The organism is Kaistia defluvii, from assembly GCF_040548815.1.
Taxonomy (GTDB): domain Bacteria; phylum Pseudomonadota; class Alphaproteobacteria; order Rhizobiales; family Kaistiaceae; genus Kaistia; species Kaistia defluvii_A.
In genome coordinates this window covers 2,386,854-2,401,386 of the sequence record NZ_JBEPSM010000001.1, presented here as the reverse complement: position 1 = coordinate 2,401,386, position 14,533 = coordinate 2,386,854, and the positions used below count along the sequence as shown (strand labels likewise).

Below are 14,533 nucleotides of genomic sequence, written 5' to 3'. Positions count from 1 at the left end.
ATTTTCGAACGTGGGGCGGCAGCTTGTTCGCGTTCCACCTCACCGCTCTGTCGGCGCCGCAGGCAGGCCGAGAAGCGGCCATCGCTTTGTGCGAAAACACGCTATGTCTTTGTCATCGGAACGAACCGGGTGAGGACTGCGAAATGGAAATCAGGCGAGTTGGCACCCAGGCATCCGGCAAGGGGCCTGCGGACTGGTTCACCGGCACCGTTCGCATCGATCCGCTGTTCAACGGGTTCGATCCGGCGCGCGTGCAGGGGGCGAACGTCACCTTCGAGCCCGGCGCGCGGACGGCATGGCACACTCATCCGCTCGGCCAGACCCTGATCGTCACGTCCGGCAAGGGGCTGGCGCAGCGGCTCGGCGGCGCCGTCGAAGAGATCTTTCCGGGCGATGTGGTCTGGTTCCCGCCTGGCGAAAAGCACTGGCATGGCGCAGGCCCGACGACGGCGATGGCCCATATCGCGATCCAGGAAGTCTTCGAGGGCAAGGTCGTCGACTGGATGGAGCCGGTCACCGAGGAGCAATACCGGCGCTGTGGGTCGCGGTCTGCATAGGCGGGGCTGACAGCGGGCGGCAAGGCGGGTAAGGGTCGCAGCGACCCATTCCGGCGCTGCCGCGACCCCTGCGCACGCCATCAGCAAGAGGCTTTCCATGACGACGGATGCGCTGTTCGGCGGACGTTCCTTTGCGGCGTTCCTGTTCGACATGGATGGGACGCTGTTGACCTCGATCGAGGCGGCGGAGCGCGTCTGGTCGAATTGGGCCGGCCGGCATGGCCTCGACGTCGCGGCCTTCCTGCCGACGCTGCACGGCAAGCGGGCCATCGACACGGTACGCCAACTCGCCTTGCCGGGCGTCGATGCCGACGCTGAAGCGGAGTGGATCCTGCAGGCCGAGATCGACGACGTCGACGGCGTGCGGGAGATTGGCGGCGCGGCGGCGTTCCTCGGCGCGCTTCCGGCGGATCGCTGGGCGCTGGTCACCTCGGCGCCGCGTCTCCTCGCCCTTCGCCGGCTTGAGGCCGCGGGCCTGACGCCGCCGGCCGTGTTCGTCACCGCCGACGATGTGGCGATCGGCAAGCCCGAGCCGGACTGCTATCTACTCGCCGCCAGCCGGCTCGGCGTCGTGGCGTCGGATTGCCTGGTGTTCGAGGATGCCCCGGCTGGCATCGAAGCCGGCGAGCGCGCTGGCGCCAGCGTGCTGGTGATCCAGGCGACGCACACCGCACCGCTCGCTTCCAGCCATCCCGGCGTCAGCCATTACGAGGGATTGCGGGTCTCCAGCGACGCAGACGGCCGGCTGACGGTATCGCGCGACCTCGGCTGAGGATCTGCCGGGTCGAGCGCCGAAACGGCGTCCGGCACCTCACATGTTCTTCATCTGCTCCATCATCTGGTCGGGCATCAGATTGTGGTTGAGGTTCGCCATGATCCAGAGCGAGCCGGCCAGCACCAGGAAGACGATGAACACGCCAAAGGCCAGGGCCAGCACATTGTTGGTGCTGTCCGGCGAGGTGGTGATGTGCAGGAAGAACACCAGATGCACGCCCATCTGGGCGATCGCCAGCACGACAAGCCCCATGGCGATGCCCGGCCCCCAGAGCAGGTCGGAACTGGCGACGTAGAACGACATCGCCGTCAGGATGACCGCCAGCACGAAACCGACCAGATAGCCCAGGACACCGCTGGCGATCGATTCCGAGATCTGCTCGTCGCCCGGTGCGACGTCATGCTGGTCGACGGGGTGCGAGGTCATGATGTCGTTCCGATCAGGTAGACAACCGTGAAGAGGGCGACCCAGATGATGTCGAGGGCATGCCAGAACAGGCTGAAGCACATCAGCCGGCGCAGGATGCGCGGATGGAAGCCCTTGACCGCGACCTGCGCCATCATCGTGCCGAGCCAGAGCAGGCCGGTGAAGACATGCAGGCCGTGCAACCCGACCAGCGCGAAGAAGGCCGACAGGAAGGCGCTGCGCGTCGGCCCGGCGCCCTGGTCGATCATGATCGCGAATTCCTGCAGTTCGAGACCGAGAAAGACGAGCCCGAGCACGCCGGTCGCGAGCAAAGCGAGTTGGGTCCAGAGGTGGTTGCGGACCTGGCTGGCAATCATCGCCAGCCCGCAGGCGAAGCTCGATGCCAGCAGGCAGGCCGTCTCGATCGCGACGCGCGGCAGTTCGAACAGCTGCCGGCCGCTCGGTCCGCCGGCGGTTGCGTCGACCAGCACCGCATAGGTGGCGAAGAAGGCCGAGAACATGATGATGTCGCTGAGCAGGAAGATCCAGAATCCATAGGCGACGACGGTGCGCTTCGAGGCCGGCCCGCCCTCGCCATGGCCGGTGGCATCCCCGCCATGATGGCCGTGTCCATGCCCATGGCCCTTGGCGCGTGGCTGGTGTCCCATCCGGTAGGGGTCTGTGTCGGGGCTGACGGCGATATCGCTCATGCCGGTTGCCTCAGCGTGGGCAGCGCTTCCTCGCGCAGGCGGCGGCGCTCGCGATCGAGCCGCGCCACTTCCTCGGCCGGGATTTCGTATTCATCGACATCGCGCCAGGCGAAGACGACGAAGGTGGCGAAGGCGCCGACGAGGCCGAGGATCACCATCCACCAGATGTGCCAGATCAGCGCGAAGCCCATGAGGGTGGTGAAGAAGGCTGTGACGAAGCCGGTCGGCGAATTGCGCGGCATCTCGATCGCTTCATAGTCGGGCTCCTGCACGAGACGCTGCGCGGCAAGAGCCCGCTGCTTGATGCCCCAATAGGGCTCCTCGTCCTCGACATTGGGCAGCACGGCGAAATTGAACACCGGCGGCGGCGAGGTCGTCGCCCATTCCAGCGAGCGGCCGTCCCATGGGTCGCCGAAGACGTCGCGCAGCCTCTCGCGGTCGCGGATGCTGACATAGAGCTGCGCCGCCTGGGCGACGATGCCGGCCAGGATGCACAGCGCGCCCACCGCCGCCAGCAGCAGCCAGGGCCGCCATTCCGGCACGTCGTAATGCTGCATCCGCCGGGTCATGCCGAGCAGGCCGACGACGTAGAGCGGCATGAAGGCGAGATAGAAGCCGACGACCCAGAGCCAGAAGGCGAGCTTGCCGAGCCTCTCGTCGAGGGTGAAGCCGAATACCTTGGGGAACCAGTAGGTGTAGCCGGCGAAGGCGCCGAACAGCACGCCACCAATGATGACGTTGTGGAAGTGGGCCACCAGGAACAGGCTGTTGTGCACCAGGAAATCGGCCGGCGGCACCGCCATCAACACGCCCGTCATGCCGCCGATGACGAAGGTGACCATGAAGCCGAGCGTCCAGAGCACAGGCGTGGTGAAGCGGATGCGGCCGCCATACATGGTGAAGAGCCAGTTGAACACCTTCACCCCCGTCGGGACGGCGATGATCATTGTCGCGATGCCGAACACGGCATTGACGTTGGCGCCGGCGCCCATGGTGAAGAAGTGGTGCAGCCAGACGAGGAACGAGAGCACGCAGATCGACATCGTCGCCAGCACCATCGAGCGGTAGCCGAACAACGGTTTGCTGGAGAAGGTCGAGATCACTTCGGAGAAGATCCCGAAAGCCGGCAGGATCAGGATGTAGACTTCCGGATGGCCCCAGATCCAGATCAAGTTGACATACATCATGACGTTGCCGCCGGCTTCGTTGGTGAAGAAATGGAAGCCGAGGTAGCGGTCGAGCGCCAGCATGGCGAGGGTCGCGGTCAGGACCGGAAAGGCCGCGACGATGAGCAGGTTGGAGGCGAGCGACGTCCAGCAGAACATCGGCATGCGCAGATAGCCCATACCGGGCGCCCGCATCTTGAGGATCGTCGTGACGAGGTTGATGCCGGTCAACAGCGTGCCGACGCCAGATATCTGCAGCGCCCAGATGTAATAATCGACGCCGACGCCGGGGGAATACTGGATGCCCGAAAGCGGCGGATAGGCGAGCCAGCCGGCCTGAGAGAATTCGCCGATCACCAGCGACAGGTTGATCAGCAGCATGCCGGAAGCGGCGAGCCAAAAGCTGACGGAATTCAGCGTTGGAAAGGCAACGTCGCGCACGCCGAGCTGCAACGGGACGACGATGTTCATCAGCCCGATCACGAACGGCATCGCCACGAAGAAGATCATGATCGTGCCATGCGCGGAGAAGATCTGGTTGTAGTGCTCGGGGGGCAGATAGCCCTGCGACTGGAACGCGACCGCCTGTTGCGTGCGCATCATCAGCGCGTCGACGAAGCCGCGCAGCAGCATGACCAGCGCCATCAGCGTGTACATGACGCCAATCCGCTTGTGGTCGACGGAGGTGATCCATTCGCGCCAGAGATAGGGGACATGGCCCTTGACCACGACCCAGGCGAGCACGCCGAGCGCCACGACGATGACGAGCCCGGAGGCGATCAGCGGGATCGGCTGGTCGAAGGGGATCGCGTCCCAGGAAAGCTTGCCGAGCATCTATCCCTCCTGCTTCGACGATAGGGACGCCGGCATCATGGAGTGCGGCGCTTCGGCATCCGGCATTCCCGGCATGGCGGGCATCTCGACTTTTGGCGCTTCCGCGCCGGCGGGCACGGCGTGCATCGGACCGGTGGCAGGCCCGGGACCGGGGGGAAGTTTCTGCGTCAGGATCGACCGGAAAAGCTCCGGCGAACCGAGCTTGTAGATCGTCGGCGGCACGTTCTGGGTCGGGTGCGACAGGACGATATAGGCAGCGTCGTCGAGCACCTTGGTCGATTGCTGCGCCGTCTCGACCCAGGCTGGGAAATCGGCTCCGGCCACCGCGCGAACAGTGAAGTTCATGCCGGAAAAGCCATTGCCGCTATAGTTCGACGACAGGCCATGAAACTCGCCCGGCTGGTTCGCCAGCAGGTTCAAGTTCGTCCGCATGCCATGCATCGTGTAGATCATGCCGCCGAGCTGCGGCACGAAGAACGCGTTCATCACAGAGGACGAGGTCAGCTCGAAATGCACCGGCGTCCCGGCCGGGATGACCAGCTGGTTGACGGTCGCAATGCCCTGTTCGGGATAGATGAACAGCCATTTCCAATCGAGCGATACGACCTGGACTTCGAGCGGCTTGACGCTGGAGACCAGCGGTTTCGGCGGATCGAGGTCATGCGAACCGATCCAGGCGATGCCGCCGAGCAGAACGACGACGAGAATGGGAATCGCCCAGACGATCAGTTCGATCTGGCCGGAATAGACGAAGTCGGGCTGGTACGTCGCCTTCTTGTTGGAGGCACGGAACCACCAGGCGACGAACAGGGTGACGAGGATGGTCGGGATGACGATCGTCAGCATGATCGCCACGGAATTGATGAGGATCAGCTTCTCGGCCTGGCCGACCGGCCCCTGGGGGTTGAGCACGCCGATGCAGCCACTGCCCGTCACTGCCACGATCGCCAGCACGACCCATCGCAGGCCCGCGGCACGGCGTCGCTTCCACTCCGTCATTCAAGCGCTCCGTGTCGTGGCGACAAGCGTACGAGAAAGCGATCCGGAAGATTGAGACGAGAAACGCGCCGGCGCTTCGGACGCGCTGGCCACCGATCAAGATAGAAGAATGGCTTCAAACGGCAAGGGACCGCTTTGGCCGTCTGGGCCGGGTTCAGTACCCTTGCGGCAACACTGCGATGCATGCGCAATGGGATGCATATTTGGCGAAGCGCGAGGACTTTCCATGCGCTAGGCTCGGCGGATCGGGTGCGCCGGCGGGGGGGAGACTGTCGGCGCGCCGGCTTTTTTCGAGCGCGCGAGCGGGCGGTCCATGACATGGGGATCGCTCCCGGCGACGCTTCGCGATGGGAGGTTCTGGATGCCGGATTACATCATCGTCGGCGGTGGCTCCGCCGGCTGCGTCATGGCGGCCCGGCTGAGCGAGGATCCCGACGTGTCGGTGCTGCTGCTCGAGGCCGGCCCGCGCGACACCGATCGCTACATCCACATGCCGGTCGGCTTCTTCAAGATCTCCGCCGGGCCGCTTTCCTGGGGCTACGAGACGGAGCCGGGCAAGGCCGTCAACGGGCGCACCATCCCCTATCCGCAGGGTCGCGTGCTCGGTGGCGGCAGCTCGATCAACGCCCAGGTCTTCACCCGCGGCTGTCCGGAAGACTATGACGCCTGGGCCGAGGAGGAGGGCTGCACCGGCTGGTCGTTCCGCGAGATCCTGCCGCTGTTCCGCCGCTCCGAGGACAACGATACCTTCGCCGGTCCGTATCACGGCCATGGCGGACCGCTGGGCGTCAGCAGCGGTTCGCCGCATCCGCTGACTCGCGTCTTCGTGCAGGCGGCGCAGGAGGCGGGGCTGCCGTTCAACCCGGACTTCAACGGTCCGCACCAGGCCGGCACCGGCTTCTACCAGTCGACCACGCGCAAGGGCCGCCGCTGCAGCACGGCGGTCGGCTATCTCAAGCCGGCGCTCGGCCGGCCGAACCTCACCGTCCGCACCGACGTGCTCACCCGCCGTATCGTCGCCGAAGCGGGCCGCGCCGTGGGCGTCGAGATCGCCACTGATGGGCGCAGCGAGATCCTGCGCGCCGACCGCGAGGTGATCGTCGCCTCGGGCGCCATCGGCTCGCCCAAGCTGCTGATGCTTTCCGGCATCGGCCCGGCGGCGCATCTGCGCGAGCATGGCATCCCGGTCGTGCACGACCTGCGCGGCGTGGGGCAGAACCTGCAGGACCACACCAATATCGACATCGTCTACCAGCTGAACGGGCCGCACAGCTTCGACAAATACAAGAAGCCGCACTGGAAGCTGATGGCAGGGCTTGAATATCTGGCGCTCGGCAAGGGGCCTGTGGCATCGAACATCGTCGAGGGCGGCGCGTTCTGGTGGGGCGATAGGGCGGAGAAGACGCCGGACCTGCAATTCCATTTCCTGCCCGGCGCGGGCGTCGAGAAGGGCGTCGGCTCGGTGCCGGGTGGCAATGGCTGCACGCTCAACTCCTACCATACGCGGCCGCGCTCGCGCGGCTCCGTGACCCTGCGCTCGGCTGACCCGAACGACGCGCCGCGCATCGACACCAACGCGTTTTCCGACCCCTATGATCTGGCGCGCGCCGTCGACGGCGTGAAGATCAGCCAGGAAATCATGGCGCAGGACGCTTTCAAGCCCTTCCTCGCGGGCGAGCATATTCCGGGCAAGGGCGTGCGCACGCTCGCCGAATACCAGGAATTCGCCCGCTCGGCGGCGCGCACCGCCTATCACCCGGTCGGCACCTGCCGGATGGGCCATGGCGAGGATGCAGTGGTGGATCCGGAATTGCGCGTGCACGGCATCGAGGGCCTGAGGGTCTGCGACAGCTCGATCATGCCGCGACTGGTCTCGTCCAACACCAACGCCCCGACGGTGATGATCGGCGAAAAGGCGTCGGACCTGATCCGCGGCAACCGGAGCGGCGCGCGGGAGGCGGTCCGCGAAGCGGCGCTCGACGCATGACGCGCCGCGCTACCGCTGCGTCGTCGCGCGCTCGGCGAGGCGGACGGGCACCGTCGTGGTGACGCCGTCGGCGGGCTCGGGGTCGGCCATGCGAGCGTGCAGGATGGCGATCGCGGCCGCCACCATGGCCTGATGGCCATGCACCACCGTCGTCAGGTCGAATGAGCCCCAGGCCGCCGCCGGCACGTCGTCATAGCCGGCGACCAGCACGTCCTCCGGGATGCGCAGGCCCGCCCGGCGCAAGGCATCGAGCGCGCCGAAGGCCATCAGGTCGTTGGCGCAGAAGAGCGCGTCGGGAACCTTGCGCCGTTCCGCCATGGCGGCTGCCGCCTGGAACGCATCTTCATAGAGATAGTCGCCCATGGCGGTCTCGACGTGATCGAACCCATGCAGGGCGAGGCGCTCCCGGAAGCCGCGCAGTCGTTCGCCGCTGGCATAGTCGCTGGGCGTGCCGCCGATGAAGCCGAAGGATCGCGCGCCGCGGGCGACGAAGAGATCGGCGACGAGCGCCGCGCCGCCGGCATTGTCGGAGCAGACCGACGAGATCCATTGATTGCGGGCCGGCGTATTGAACGAGACGATCGGAATGCGGATGCGGGCGAAGGCCTCGGCCGCCGACTGGGTCACGACCGGCAGCGCGCTGACGATGGCGTCGACCCGGTAGCTGGCGAGGCGGGGCAGGATGCCGTCCAGCGCGTTGCCGCCATCGACGCTGGCGAGCAGCACCTGGTGCCCGGTTTCCTGCAGCGCCCGCGAGAAGGCGTCGACCGCCACGGCATAGAAGGGGTTGGAGCTGTCGCTGACGACGATGGCGACGAGGTCGGAGCGATGCTTGAGCAGCATGCGCGGCAGGAAGTTGGGGCTGTAGCCCAGTTGCTCCGCCGCTTCGAATACCTTGCGGCTGGTCTCTTCCGAGACGCTCTTGCCCTTGTTGAAGGTGCGCGACACGGCCGACTGCGAAACGCCGGCGAGGCGCGCCACATCCGTCGATGACGGGTACCTTCTCGAGGCTTTCATGAGGTGAACCATTTGCGGGAATGACGGGCGCCTGCCTAGCGCCCGCCGGTGCCTTGTTCAACGGAAACCTGTGTTTCCGGCGCCGGTCTCAGATCGTCTTCAACATGCCGCCATCGACGAAATAGGTGGAGCCGACGGAATAGCTGGCCCGGTCCGAACAGAGGAACACGAAGAAATCGGCGATTTCTTCCGGCGAGGCGAAGCGGCCGATCGGCGCGTTCTCGCGGGCCAGATTGTCGATGTAGCCCTTCCAGTCACCGCCGGTTTCGGCGGTGAGCTGGGTCGCCGTCTTGATCCAGTCCGGCGTCAGCACGAAGCCAGGATTGATCGCGTTGACGCGGATATTGTGCGGGATGAACTCGGTCGCCATCGTCTTCGACGCCATGATCAGCGCCGCCTTGGTGACGTTGTAGATCGGCTCGTACCAGAGCGGCTGGGCGGCGCAGATCGAGGCGTTGTTGAGGATGACGCCGCCGCCGCGCCGCTTCATCGAGGGAACCAGCCCGCGCGCCAGCCGGACTGCCGCCATGACATGCAGGTCCCAGTAGAACTGCCACTTGTCGTCCGGCGCATCCAGGATGGTCTCATTGCTGCCGGTGCCGGCATTGTTCAGGAGGATGTCCGCGCCGCCAAAGGCTTCCTCGGTCGCGGCCAGCAGCCGGTCGCAGCCCAGCGCCGTGGCGACGTCGCAGTCGACGGCAACCACCTGCACCGCATGGGCGGCGAGGATTTCCTCGCGCGCCGCCGTCAGCCGGTCGGCATCGCGCGCGGCGATGACGACATGGGCGCCCTCCGCCGCGAAGCCCTTGGCCACCGCCAATCCGATGCCGATGCTGCCGCCGGTGATGACGGCAACCTTGTCGCGAAGTCCGAGATCCATGCTTGTGCTCCTGGCCTCTTGAGAGTGGCCCTTTGAAAAACGCGATTACTTGACGATCGGGATTTTCGACCGGTCGATGGTGATGGCGACGGCGGCGACCAGGACGACGCCGAAGACGATGTTCTGGGCGAAGATGTTGACGCCCAGAAACGTCATGCCGATGCGAACCACCGAGATGATCAGCGCGCCGACCAGCGTGCGCCAGATGCTGCCGACGCCGCCCGTGATCGCGGTTCCGCCGACCACGACCGCGGCGATCGAAGGCAGCAGCAGCTCGCTCGCCAAGGTTGGCGATCCGCTGGCGAGCCGGCCGACAAGGACGATGCCGGCGAGCGCCGCGCAGGCGCCCGACAGGACGAAGGCGATGATCTTCTGGCGGTCGACCTTGACGCCGGACGCGTAGGCCGCCGGTTCGCCGGCGCCGATTGCGGCGCTGTAGCGGCCGAAGCGCGTGCGGCTTTGCAGGATATGCGCGATGGCGAGCACGATCAGCGCAATGATCACGACGTTGGGGATTCCGAAGACCGTGCCGGTGATCCAGCCGAGATAGGCGCGCTCGCTGTCGCCCAGCGTGATCGAGCGCTCCTTCGAGGTGACCAGGGCGGCGCTGTAGAGCACGCCACCCATGGCGAGCGTCGCGATGAAGGAGGGGATGCGCAGGCGGACATGGGCGATGCCGGAAAGCAGGCCCGCCAGCGCGCCGAGCGCAAAGGCGAAGGCGAAGGCGCCATAGCCGAAGCGCGACAGGGTCAGCGCCACCGCCACGCTCGAAAGCGACGCCATCGACTGGATCGACAGATCGATGCCGCCCAGCATGATGACGAAGGTGACGCCGGTCGCCAGGATGAACAGGACGGCGGTGTCGCTGGCGAGCTGCAGCAGCGTGTTCATTTCGAGGAAGGCGGGCTGGAACGCGCCCACCAGGATCACCAGCAGGATCAGCGTGGCGAGAGGCAGCCACTGGCGCAGTCCATCGGTGCGGATCGTCTCGATTATGCTGTTCATCGCGCTACACCATGTGTCCGATGAGATCGACCTGCTGCGGCTTGTGGCCGGGCTCTGCGCCGACACGGTGGGTGATGACGCCATCGCGCATCACCAGCACCGTGTGGCTCAATCCGATCGTCTCCTCCAGCGTGTCCGAGGTCAGGATGACGGCCACGCCTTCGGCAGTGACGGCTCGGATGAGCTCGTAGACCTCCTCCTTGGCGCCGACGTCGAGACCACGGGTCGGGTGGTCGAGGATCAGGATGCGCGCCTTGGCATTCAGCCATTTGGCGAGCACGACCTTCTGCTGGTTGCCGCCGGAGAGATTGAGGCAGAGCGTGTGGATGCCGGGTGTGCGGATCCTCAGCTTCTTCACCCAGTCCTGCGCCAGCCGCTTTTCCTCGCGCGTGTCGATCAGGCCGTGCTTGGTCAGCGTGCCGAGATCGCCCAGCGTGATGTTGGCGGCGACGGGCAGGAACAGCACCAGCCCCTCGACCCGGCGTTCGCGCGGGATGTAGCCGACGCCGATATCGACGGCCTCGGCCGGCGAGCGCAGCGTCACCGTCTTGCCATGCGCGATAAGCTTGCCGCCATCATGCGGCGCGAAGCCGGCCAGCGTCCGCGTCAGTTCCTCGCGGCCGGAGCCGATGACCCCGGCAATACCGAGGATCTCGCCGGCATGCAGCTTGAAGTCGATGTCGCGATAGGCGCCGGCGTGGCGGAGCCCTTCGAGTTCCAGGACCACCTCGTCGCGATAGGGCACCTGCAGCGGTTCGCGGTAATATTCCGCCTGCAGGCTGCGGCCGACCATCAGATGGTGGAGTTGCGTGACGTCGGCCTCGGCGGCGACCAGATCGGCGACGACGGCGCCATCCTTCATCACATAGATGCGGTCGGACAGTTCCAGCACTTCGTCGAGACGGTGCGAGACGAAGATGAACGAGGCGCGGGCGCGCAGGGCGCGGACGCGGGCGAACAGGATGTCGATCTCCGCCCGCTCCAGTACCGAGGTTGGTTCGTCGAGCAGGATGACCAGATGGCCCGGCGCGTTTTCCTCCAGCGTCAGCGCCTTGGCGAGTTCCACCATCTGCCGGGCGGCGAAGTCGAGATCCTCGGCCCGCATCCTCGGATCGGCGTCGATCTGCACCTTAGCAAGCTGGCGCGACGCGGCGGCGTAGAGCGCGCGCCAGTCGACGATGCCGAAGCGGCTGAATTGCTTCTCGTTGCCGAGATAGATGTTCTCGCCAACCGTCAGATTGGTCAGCAGCGACTGCTCCTGAAACACCATGCCGATGCCCTGGTGCATGGCGTCGGAGGCGCTGATGAAGCGGGTCTTCTTGCCATTCAACAGGATGTCGCCGGAGTCCGGCTGGTAGACGCCGCTGAGGATCTTCATCAACGTCGACTTGCCGGCGCCGTTTTCGCCTACCAGGCCGACGACTTCGCCGGGCCGGATCTCGATCGAGACGTCCTTCAGCGCATGGACGCCGGGAAAGCGCTTGTCGACATGGACGAGCGCGAGCGCGGGTGGCGCGGCTTCCGCCGGCTTGGGGGCGGGGTGGAGCTGGGTGACGTTCATTTGACGATCCGCATCCGCTTGCGATCGATCGACAGGGCGACCGCCGCGATGATCATCAGGCCCTGCACGCCGATCTGCACGCTGGGCGGCACGCCCATCAGCACCATGCCGTTCGACAGCACGACGACGATGAGAACCCCGACCAGCGTCTGCAGCACGCTGCCCTGGCCGCCGGAGAGCGCCGTGCCGCCAACGACCACGGCGGTGACGGTGGTGAACAGGCGACCATTGCCGATCTGGGCATTGCCGAGACCGAGCTGGGCCGCGGCCAGCACGCCGCCGACGGCGTAGAACACGCCTGCCAGCGTGAAGGTCAGGATGCGGACGCGGCCGACGGGAATGCCCGACAGCGCCGCCAAGTCCTCTCCGCCGCCCAGCGCATAGATGTAGCGGCCGAGACGGGTGTAATTCTGGATGACGAGCGCGATCAGCAGGCAGAACAAAGCCAGCCAGACGCCCCAGGGAAATCCGAGGAAACGTTCGATCGCGAGGCGCCGGATCATCGGGTCGTTGATGCGGATCGCCATGCCGCCGAGCAGTGCATTGGCGGCGCCCACCCCCACGAACCACATGCCGAGCGTCACCATGAAGGAGGGGATCTTCAGGCGCACATGGATCACGCCATTGGCGAAACCGACGCCGGCCCCGACGAGAAGCACGATCAGAATGCCGAACAGGCCGAAGGTGTTGGAATTGGCGCCGTTCAGCACCAGCATCGACAGGATGACGGCGGACAGCGTCAATCCGCCCTCGACCGAAAGGTCGATCGAGCCCATCAGGATGATGAAGGTGGCGCCGAGGCCCAGCACCAGCGGGATCATCGCCGCCTGGCTGATGCGGACCATGTTGCCGAAGGTCATGAAGTTGGGATTGATCAGGGTGATCAGGCCGCAGAGCAGCACGAGCACGATCAGCGGCGCCCAGGCTGCCAGGCGCCAGCGCCTCCGCGGCGCAGGCTTCGCCGCCTGGGAAGAAATCGAAGCATCAAGGGTCATTGGCCGGATCGCCTCATGGGAAATCGATCGGGATGCGCATCGCCGCGAACGAAGGTTCGGGACGGGGAACGCGCGGCAGGTCGCCGGCTCCGATACACAGGAGCCGGCGATGGGCGCACACCAGGCGCGCCCGCCCCGGGAGGCGGTCAGTCGTACTGGATCTGGCCGCTGACACGGCCCCAGATGTCATTCCAGTCCATCTTCGGCTCGGCCGCGATATTCTCGGCATAGTAAGTATTGGCGTTCTCGTCGGTGATGATCACGCCCTTGCCGTAGAATTCCCGATGTTCCTTCGGCTCCTTGGCCGGGTCGAAGACGCCGGTCTTGGCCGCGTAGCCGATGGCGAGGCCCATGCCGCCCTGCCAGTACGGATCCCAGGCGACGGTGCCGGCCAGTTCGCCCTTCTGGATCGCCTCGACGGCGAGCTGGATGCCGTCCACGCCCGTCACTGGCACCTTGCCGGCGCGGCCGTCGGCGCGCAGAGCCTCCACGGCGGCGAGCGCCATGTCGTCATTCGCGGCCCAGATGCCGGTGATCTGGTCGCCAAACTGGGTCAGCCAGGCATTGGTCTTGTCGAGCGCCTCGGTCGCGGACCAGTTGGCGACCTGGTAGTCGAGCAGCTTGACGTCGGGATGGGCGGCGAGCGCCTCCATCAGGCCCTTCTTGCGCTCGATGGCGGGCACGTTCGACTCGATGCCGCCCAGCGCGACGATGCCGCCCTTGCCGCCCATCTTCTTGATCAGCGTTTCAGCCATGGCCTTGCCGTAGGGCACCCCGCTGAACGAGATGTGGGCGACGTAGTTGGGATCGTAATCCCAGGGATGCAGGTCGGCCGGCTTGTTCCACTGGGTGACGACATAGGCGCCGGCGGCCTTGGCGGCCTCGACGATCGCCCGGGCGTCCGGGCTGTCGTTCGGATCGACGTTGATGACGGCATTGCCGCCCGTCTTGGCCAGGATCGCCTTGATGTCGGCGATGCCCTTCTCGCTGTTGCCCTCGGTGACGAGGGTGACGTAGTCGGCACCGACCGACTTGGCGAAGGCTGCCCCGCCCTTGTTCCAGGTCGCATGATAGGGGTTGGACAGCGACCGGATCGAATTGACGACGGTCGGCTTGTCGGCGGCAAAGGCGGATCGGGTGAGGATGGCCGGGAACACGCCCGCCATGCCGATCAGGCCTGCGCCCTTGAGGATGTCTCGCCGCTTGATCGGCTTCCCCAATGTGCCGGAGATGAGTTTATTGCCCATTGAACACTCCTCCCTGTTTGGAGCGCCCTGGCCGCCGGGGCTCCGTTTTTATGTGTCGTTTCCGGCTGTCCGTCTTCCCTCGAATTGATGATTCCGCCACCGGCGAACGGCGTTGGCGCGCCTGTCGTCCGGATGCAAAAAAGCTGGCGGCTGTCTCTCGGACTTTCCGCAACGACCCATTATGTTTTCTGGCCTTGCATAGCTATGCACGCACGGGAAAGGCTGTCAATCGGCGCTTGAGTGCCTCTCCTCGTCGGCAGCCGGCGATTTTGTAGTGTGCAATGCACGCGGGGTAGGGGTGCTCTGTGGGATGGAAAATAGGCGCCGCGGGCGAGCGCGGAAGGGGGAGGCCAGAACCCGCGTCTCGACATCGTAGTAAAACTATCAAGTTGGCC

13 protein-coding genes are annotated in these 14,533 nt (G+C 65.8%); 3 read left to right on the top strand and 10 right to left on the bottom strand.

Translation table 11 applies throughout. From position 1 onward, the window contains the following. Positions 1-143: 143 nt before the first annotated feature. Both ABIE08_RS11265 and ABIE08_RS11260 read left to right on the top strand, forming a co-directional pair. Positions 144-557 carry a (R)-mandelonitrile lyase gene (locus tag ABIE08_RS11265; RefSeq protein ID WP_354551667.1) on the top strand — a complete coding sequence of 138 codons (414 nt, stop codon included), beginning with the start codon at positions 144-146 and terminating at the stop codon, positions 555-557. Positions 558-654: 97 nt separating this feature from the next. Further along, the gene (locus tag ABIE08_RS11260; protein ID WP_354551003.1) at positions 655-1,329 is read left to right on the top strand and encodes an HAD-IA family hydrolase; all 675 of its coding nucleotides are present in this window, start codon (positions 655-657) and stop codon (positions 1,327-1,329) included. A gap of 39 nt (positions 1,330-1,368) precedes the next feature. Here the strand turns inward: ABIE08_RS11260 and cyoD are convergent, their stop codons facing one another. The 4 genes from cyoD to cyoA are packed head-to-tail and all read right to left on the bottom strand — an operon-like array spanning position 1,369 to position 5,446. Then, positions 1,369-1,758: a cytochrome o ubiquinol oxidase subunit IV gene (gene cyoD / locus ABIE08_RS11255; protein WP_354551002.1), complete on the bottom strand. Its 390-nt coding sequence runs from the start codon at positions 1,756-1,758 to the stop codon at positions 1,369-1,371. Next, positions 1,755-2,447 (bottom strand): cytochrome (ubi)quinol oxidase subunit III, encoded by a 693-nt coding sequence (locus ABIE08_RS11250; protein ID WP_436409522.1) that lies wholly within the window; start codon positions 2,445-2,447, stop codon positions 1,755-1,757. The genes cyoD and ABIE08_RS11250 overlap by 4 nt, the downstream gene beginning before the upstream one ends. Beyond that, complete coding sequence (cyoB, locus tag ABIE08_RS11245) at positions 2,444-4,447, bottom strand: cytochrome o ubiquinol oxidase subunit I (protein ID WP_354551001.1); 2,004 nt, start codon at positions 4,445-4,447, stop codon at positions 2,444-2,446. The genes ABIE08_RS11250 and cyoB overlap by 4 nt, the downstream gene beginning before the upstream one ends. Continuing rightward, complete coding sequence (gene cyoA, locus ABIE08_RS11240) at positions 4,448-5,446, bottom strand: ubiquinol oxidase subunit II (protein WP_354550999.1); 999 nt, start codon at positions 5,444-5,446, stop codon at positions 4,448-4,450. It lies immediately after the preceding gene. Between the two features lie 361 nt (positions 5,447-5,807). Here cyoA and ABIE08_RS11235 point away from each other — a divergent pair, with 361 nt between their 5' ends. Next, complete coding sequence (locus tag ABIE08_RS11235) at positions 5,808-7,433, top strand: GMC family oxidoreductase (RefSeq protein ID WP_354550998.1); 1,626 nt, start codon at positions 5,808-5,810, stop codon at positions 7,431-7,433. A 9-nt stretch (positions 7,434-7,442) separates the two neighbouring features. On the opposite strand, the gene ABIE08_RS11230 is transcribed toward ABIE08_RS11235, so the two are convergent. The 6 genes from ABIE08_RS11230 to ABIE08_RS11205 form a co-directional block, all read right to left on the bottom strand. Then, positions 7,443-8,450, bottom strand: a complete 1,008-nt coding sequence (locus tag ABIE08_RS11230) for a LacI family DNA-binding transcriptional regulator (protein ID WP_354550997.1) — start codon at positions 8,448-8,450, stop codon at positions 7,443-7,445. A gap of 88 nt (positions 8,451-8,538) precedes the next feature. Beyond that, on the bottom strand, positions 8,539-9,330 hold the full coding sequence (locus tag ABIE08_RS11225) for an SDR family NAD(P)-dependent oxidoreductase (RefSeq protein WP_354550996.1): 792 nt from the start codon (positions 9,328-9,330) through the stop codon (positions 8,539-8,541). A 45-nt stretch (positions 9,331-9,375) separates the two neighbouring features. Beyond that, positions 9,376-10,335, bottom strand: a complete 960-nt coding sequence (locus tag ABIE08_RS11220) for an ABC transporter permease (protein WP_354550994.1) — start codon at positions 10,333-10,335, stop codon at positions 9,376-9,378. A 4-nt stretch (positions 10,336-10,339) separates the two neighbouring features. Next, positions 10,340-11,896, bottom strand: a complete 1,557-nt coding sequence (locus tag ABIE08_RS11215) for a sugar ABC transporter ATP-binding protein (RefSeq protein WP_354550993.1) — start codon at positions 11,894-11,896, stop codon at positions 10,340-10,342. Beyond that, the gene (locus ABIE08_RS11210; protein WP_354550992.1) at positions 11,893-12,891 is read right to left on the bottom strand and encodes an ABC transporter permease; all 999 of its coding nucleotides are present in this window, start codon (positions 12,889-12,891) and stop codon (positions 11,893-11,895) included. Before ABIE08_RS11210 ends, ABIE08_RS11215 begins: the two co-directional genes overlap by 4 nt. Before the next feature lie 146 nt (positions 12,892-13,037). Continuing rightward, positions 13,038-14,138: a sugar ABC transporter substrate-binding protein gene (locus tag ABIE08_RS11205; RefSeq protein ID WP_354550990.1), complete on the bottom strand. Its 1,101-nt coding sequence runs from the start codon at positions 14,136-14,138 to the stop codon at positions 13,038-13,040. Between the last annotated feature and the right edge of the window lie 395 nt (positions 14,139-14,533).

Coding starts and splice junctions, on each gene's coding strand:
- ABIE08_RS11205 (WP_354550990.1), bottom strand. CDS start 14,138: ATGGGCAATAAACTCATCTCCGGCACATTGGGGAAGCCGATCAAGCGG.
- ABIE08_RS11265 (WP_354551667.1), top strand. CDS start 144: ATGGAAATCAGGCGAGTTGGCACCCAGGCATCCGGCAAGGGGCCTGCG.
- ABIE08_RS11260 (WP_354551003.1), top strand. CDS start 655: ATGACGACGGATGCGCTGTTCGGCGGACGTTCCTTTGCGGCGTTCCTG.
- ABIE08_RS11210 (WP_354550992.1), bottom strand. CDS start 12,891: ATGACCCTTGATGCTTCGATTTCTTCCCAGGCGGCGAAGCCTGCGCCG.
- ABIE08_RS11225 (WP_354550996.1), bottom strand. CDS start 9,330: ATGGATCTCGGACTTCGCGACAAGGTTGCCGTCATCACCGGCGGCAGC.
- cyoD (WP_354551002.1), bottom strand. CDS start 1,758: ATGACCTCGCACCCCGTCGACCAGCATGACGTCGCACCGGGCGACGAG.
- ABIE08_RS11250 (WP_436409522.1), bottom strand. CDS start 2,447: ATGAGCGATATCGCCGTCAGCCCCGACACAGACCCCTACCGGATGGGA.
- cyoA (WP_354550999.1), bottom strand. CDS start 5,446: ATGACGGAGTGGAAGCGACGCCGTGCCGCGGGCCTGCGATGGGTCGTG.
- ABIE08_RS11235 (WP_354550998.1), top strand. CDS start 5,808: ATGCCGGATTACATCATCGTCGGCGGTGGCTCCGCCGGCTGCGTCATG.
- ABIE08_RS11220 (WP_354550994.1), bottom strand. CDS start 10,335: ATGAACAGCATAATCGAGACGATCCGCACCGATGGACTGCGCCAGTGG.
- ABIE08_RS11215 (WP_354550993.1), bottom strand. CDS start 11,896: ATGAACGTCACCCAGCTCCACCCCGCCCCCAAGCCGGCGGAAGCCGCG.
- ABIE08_RS11230 (WP_354550997.1), bottom strand. CDS start 8,450: ATGAAAGCCTCGAGAAGGTACCCGTCATCGACGGATGTGGCGCGCCTC.
- cyoB (WP_354551001.1), bottom strand. CDS start 4,447: ATGCTCGGCAAGCTTTCCTGGGACGCGATCCCCTTCGACCAGCCGATC.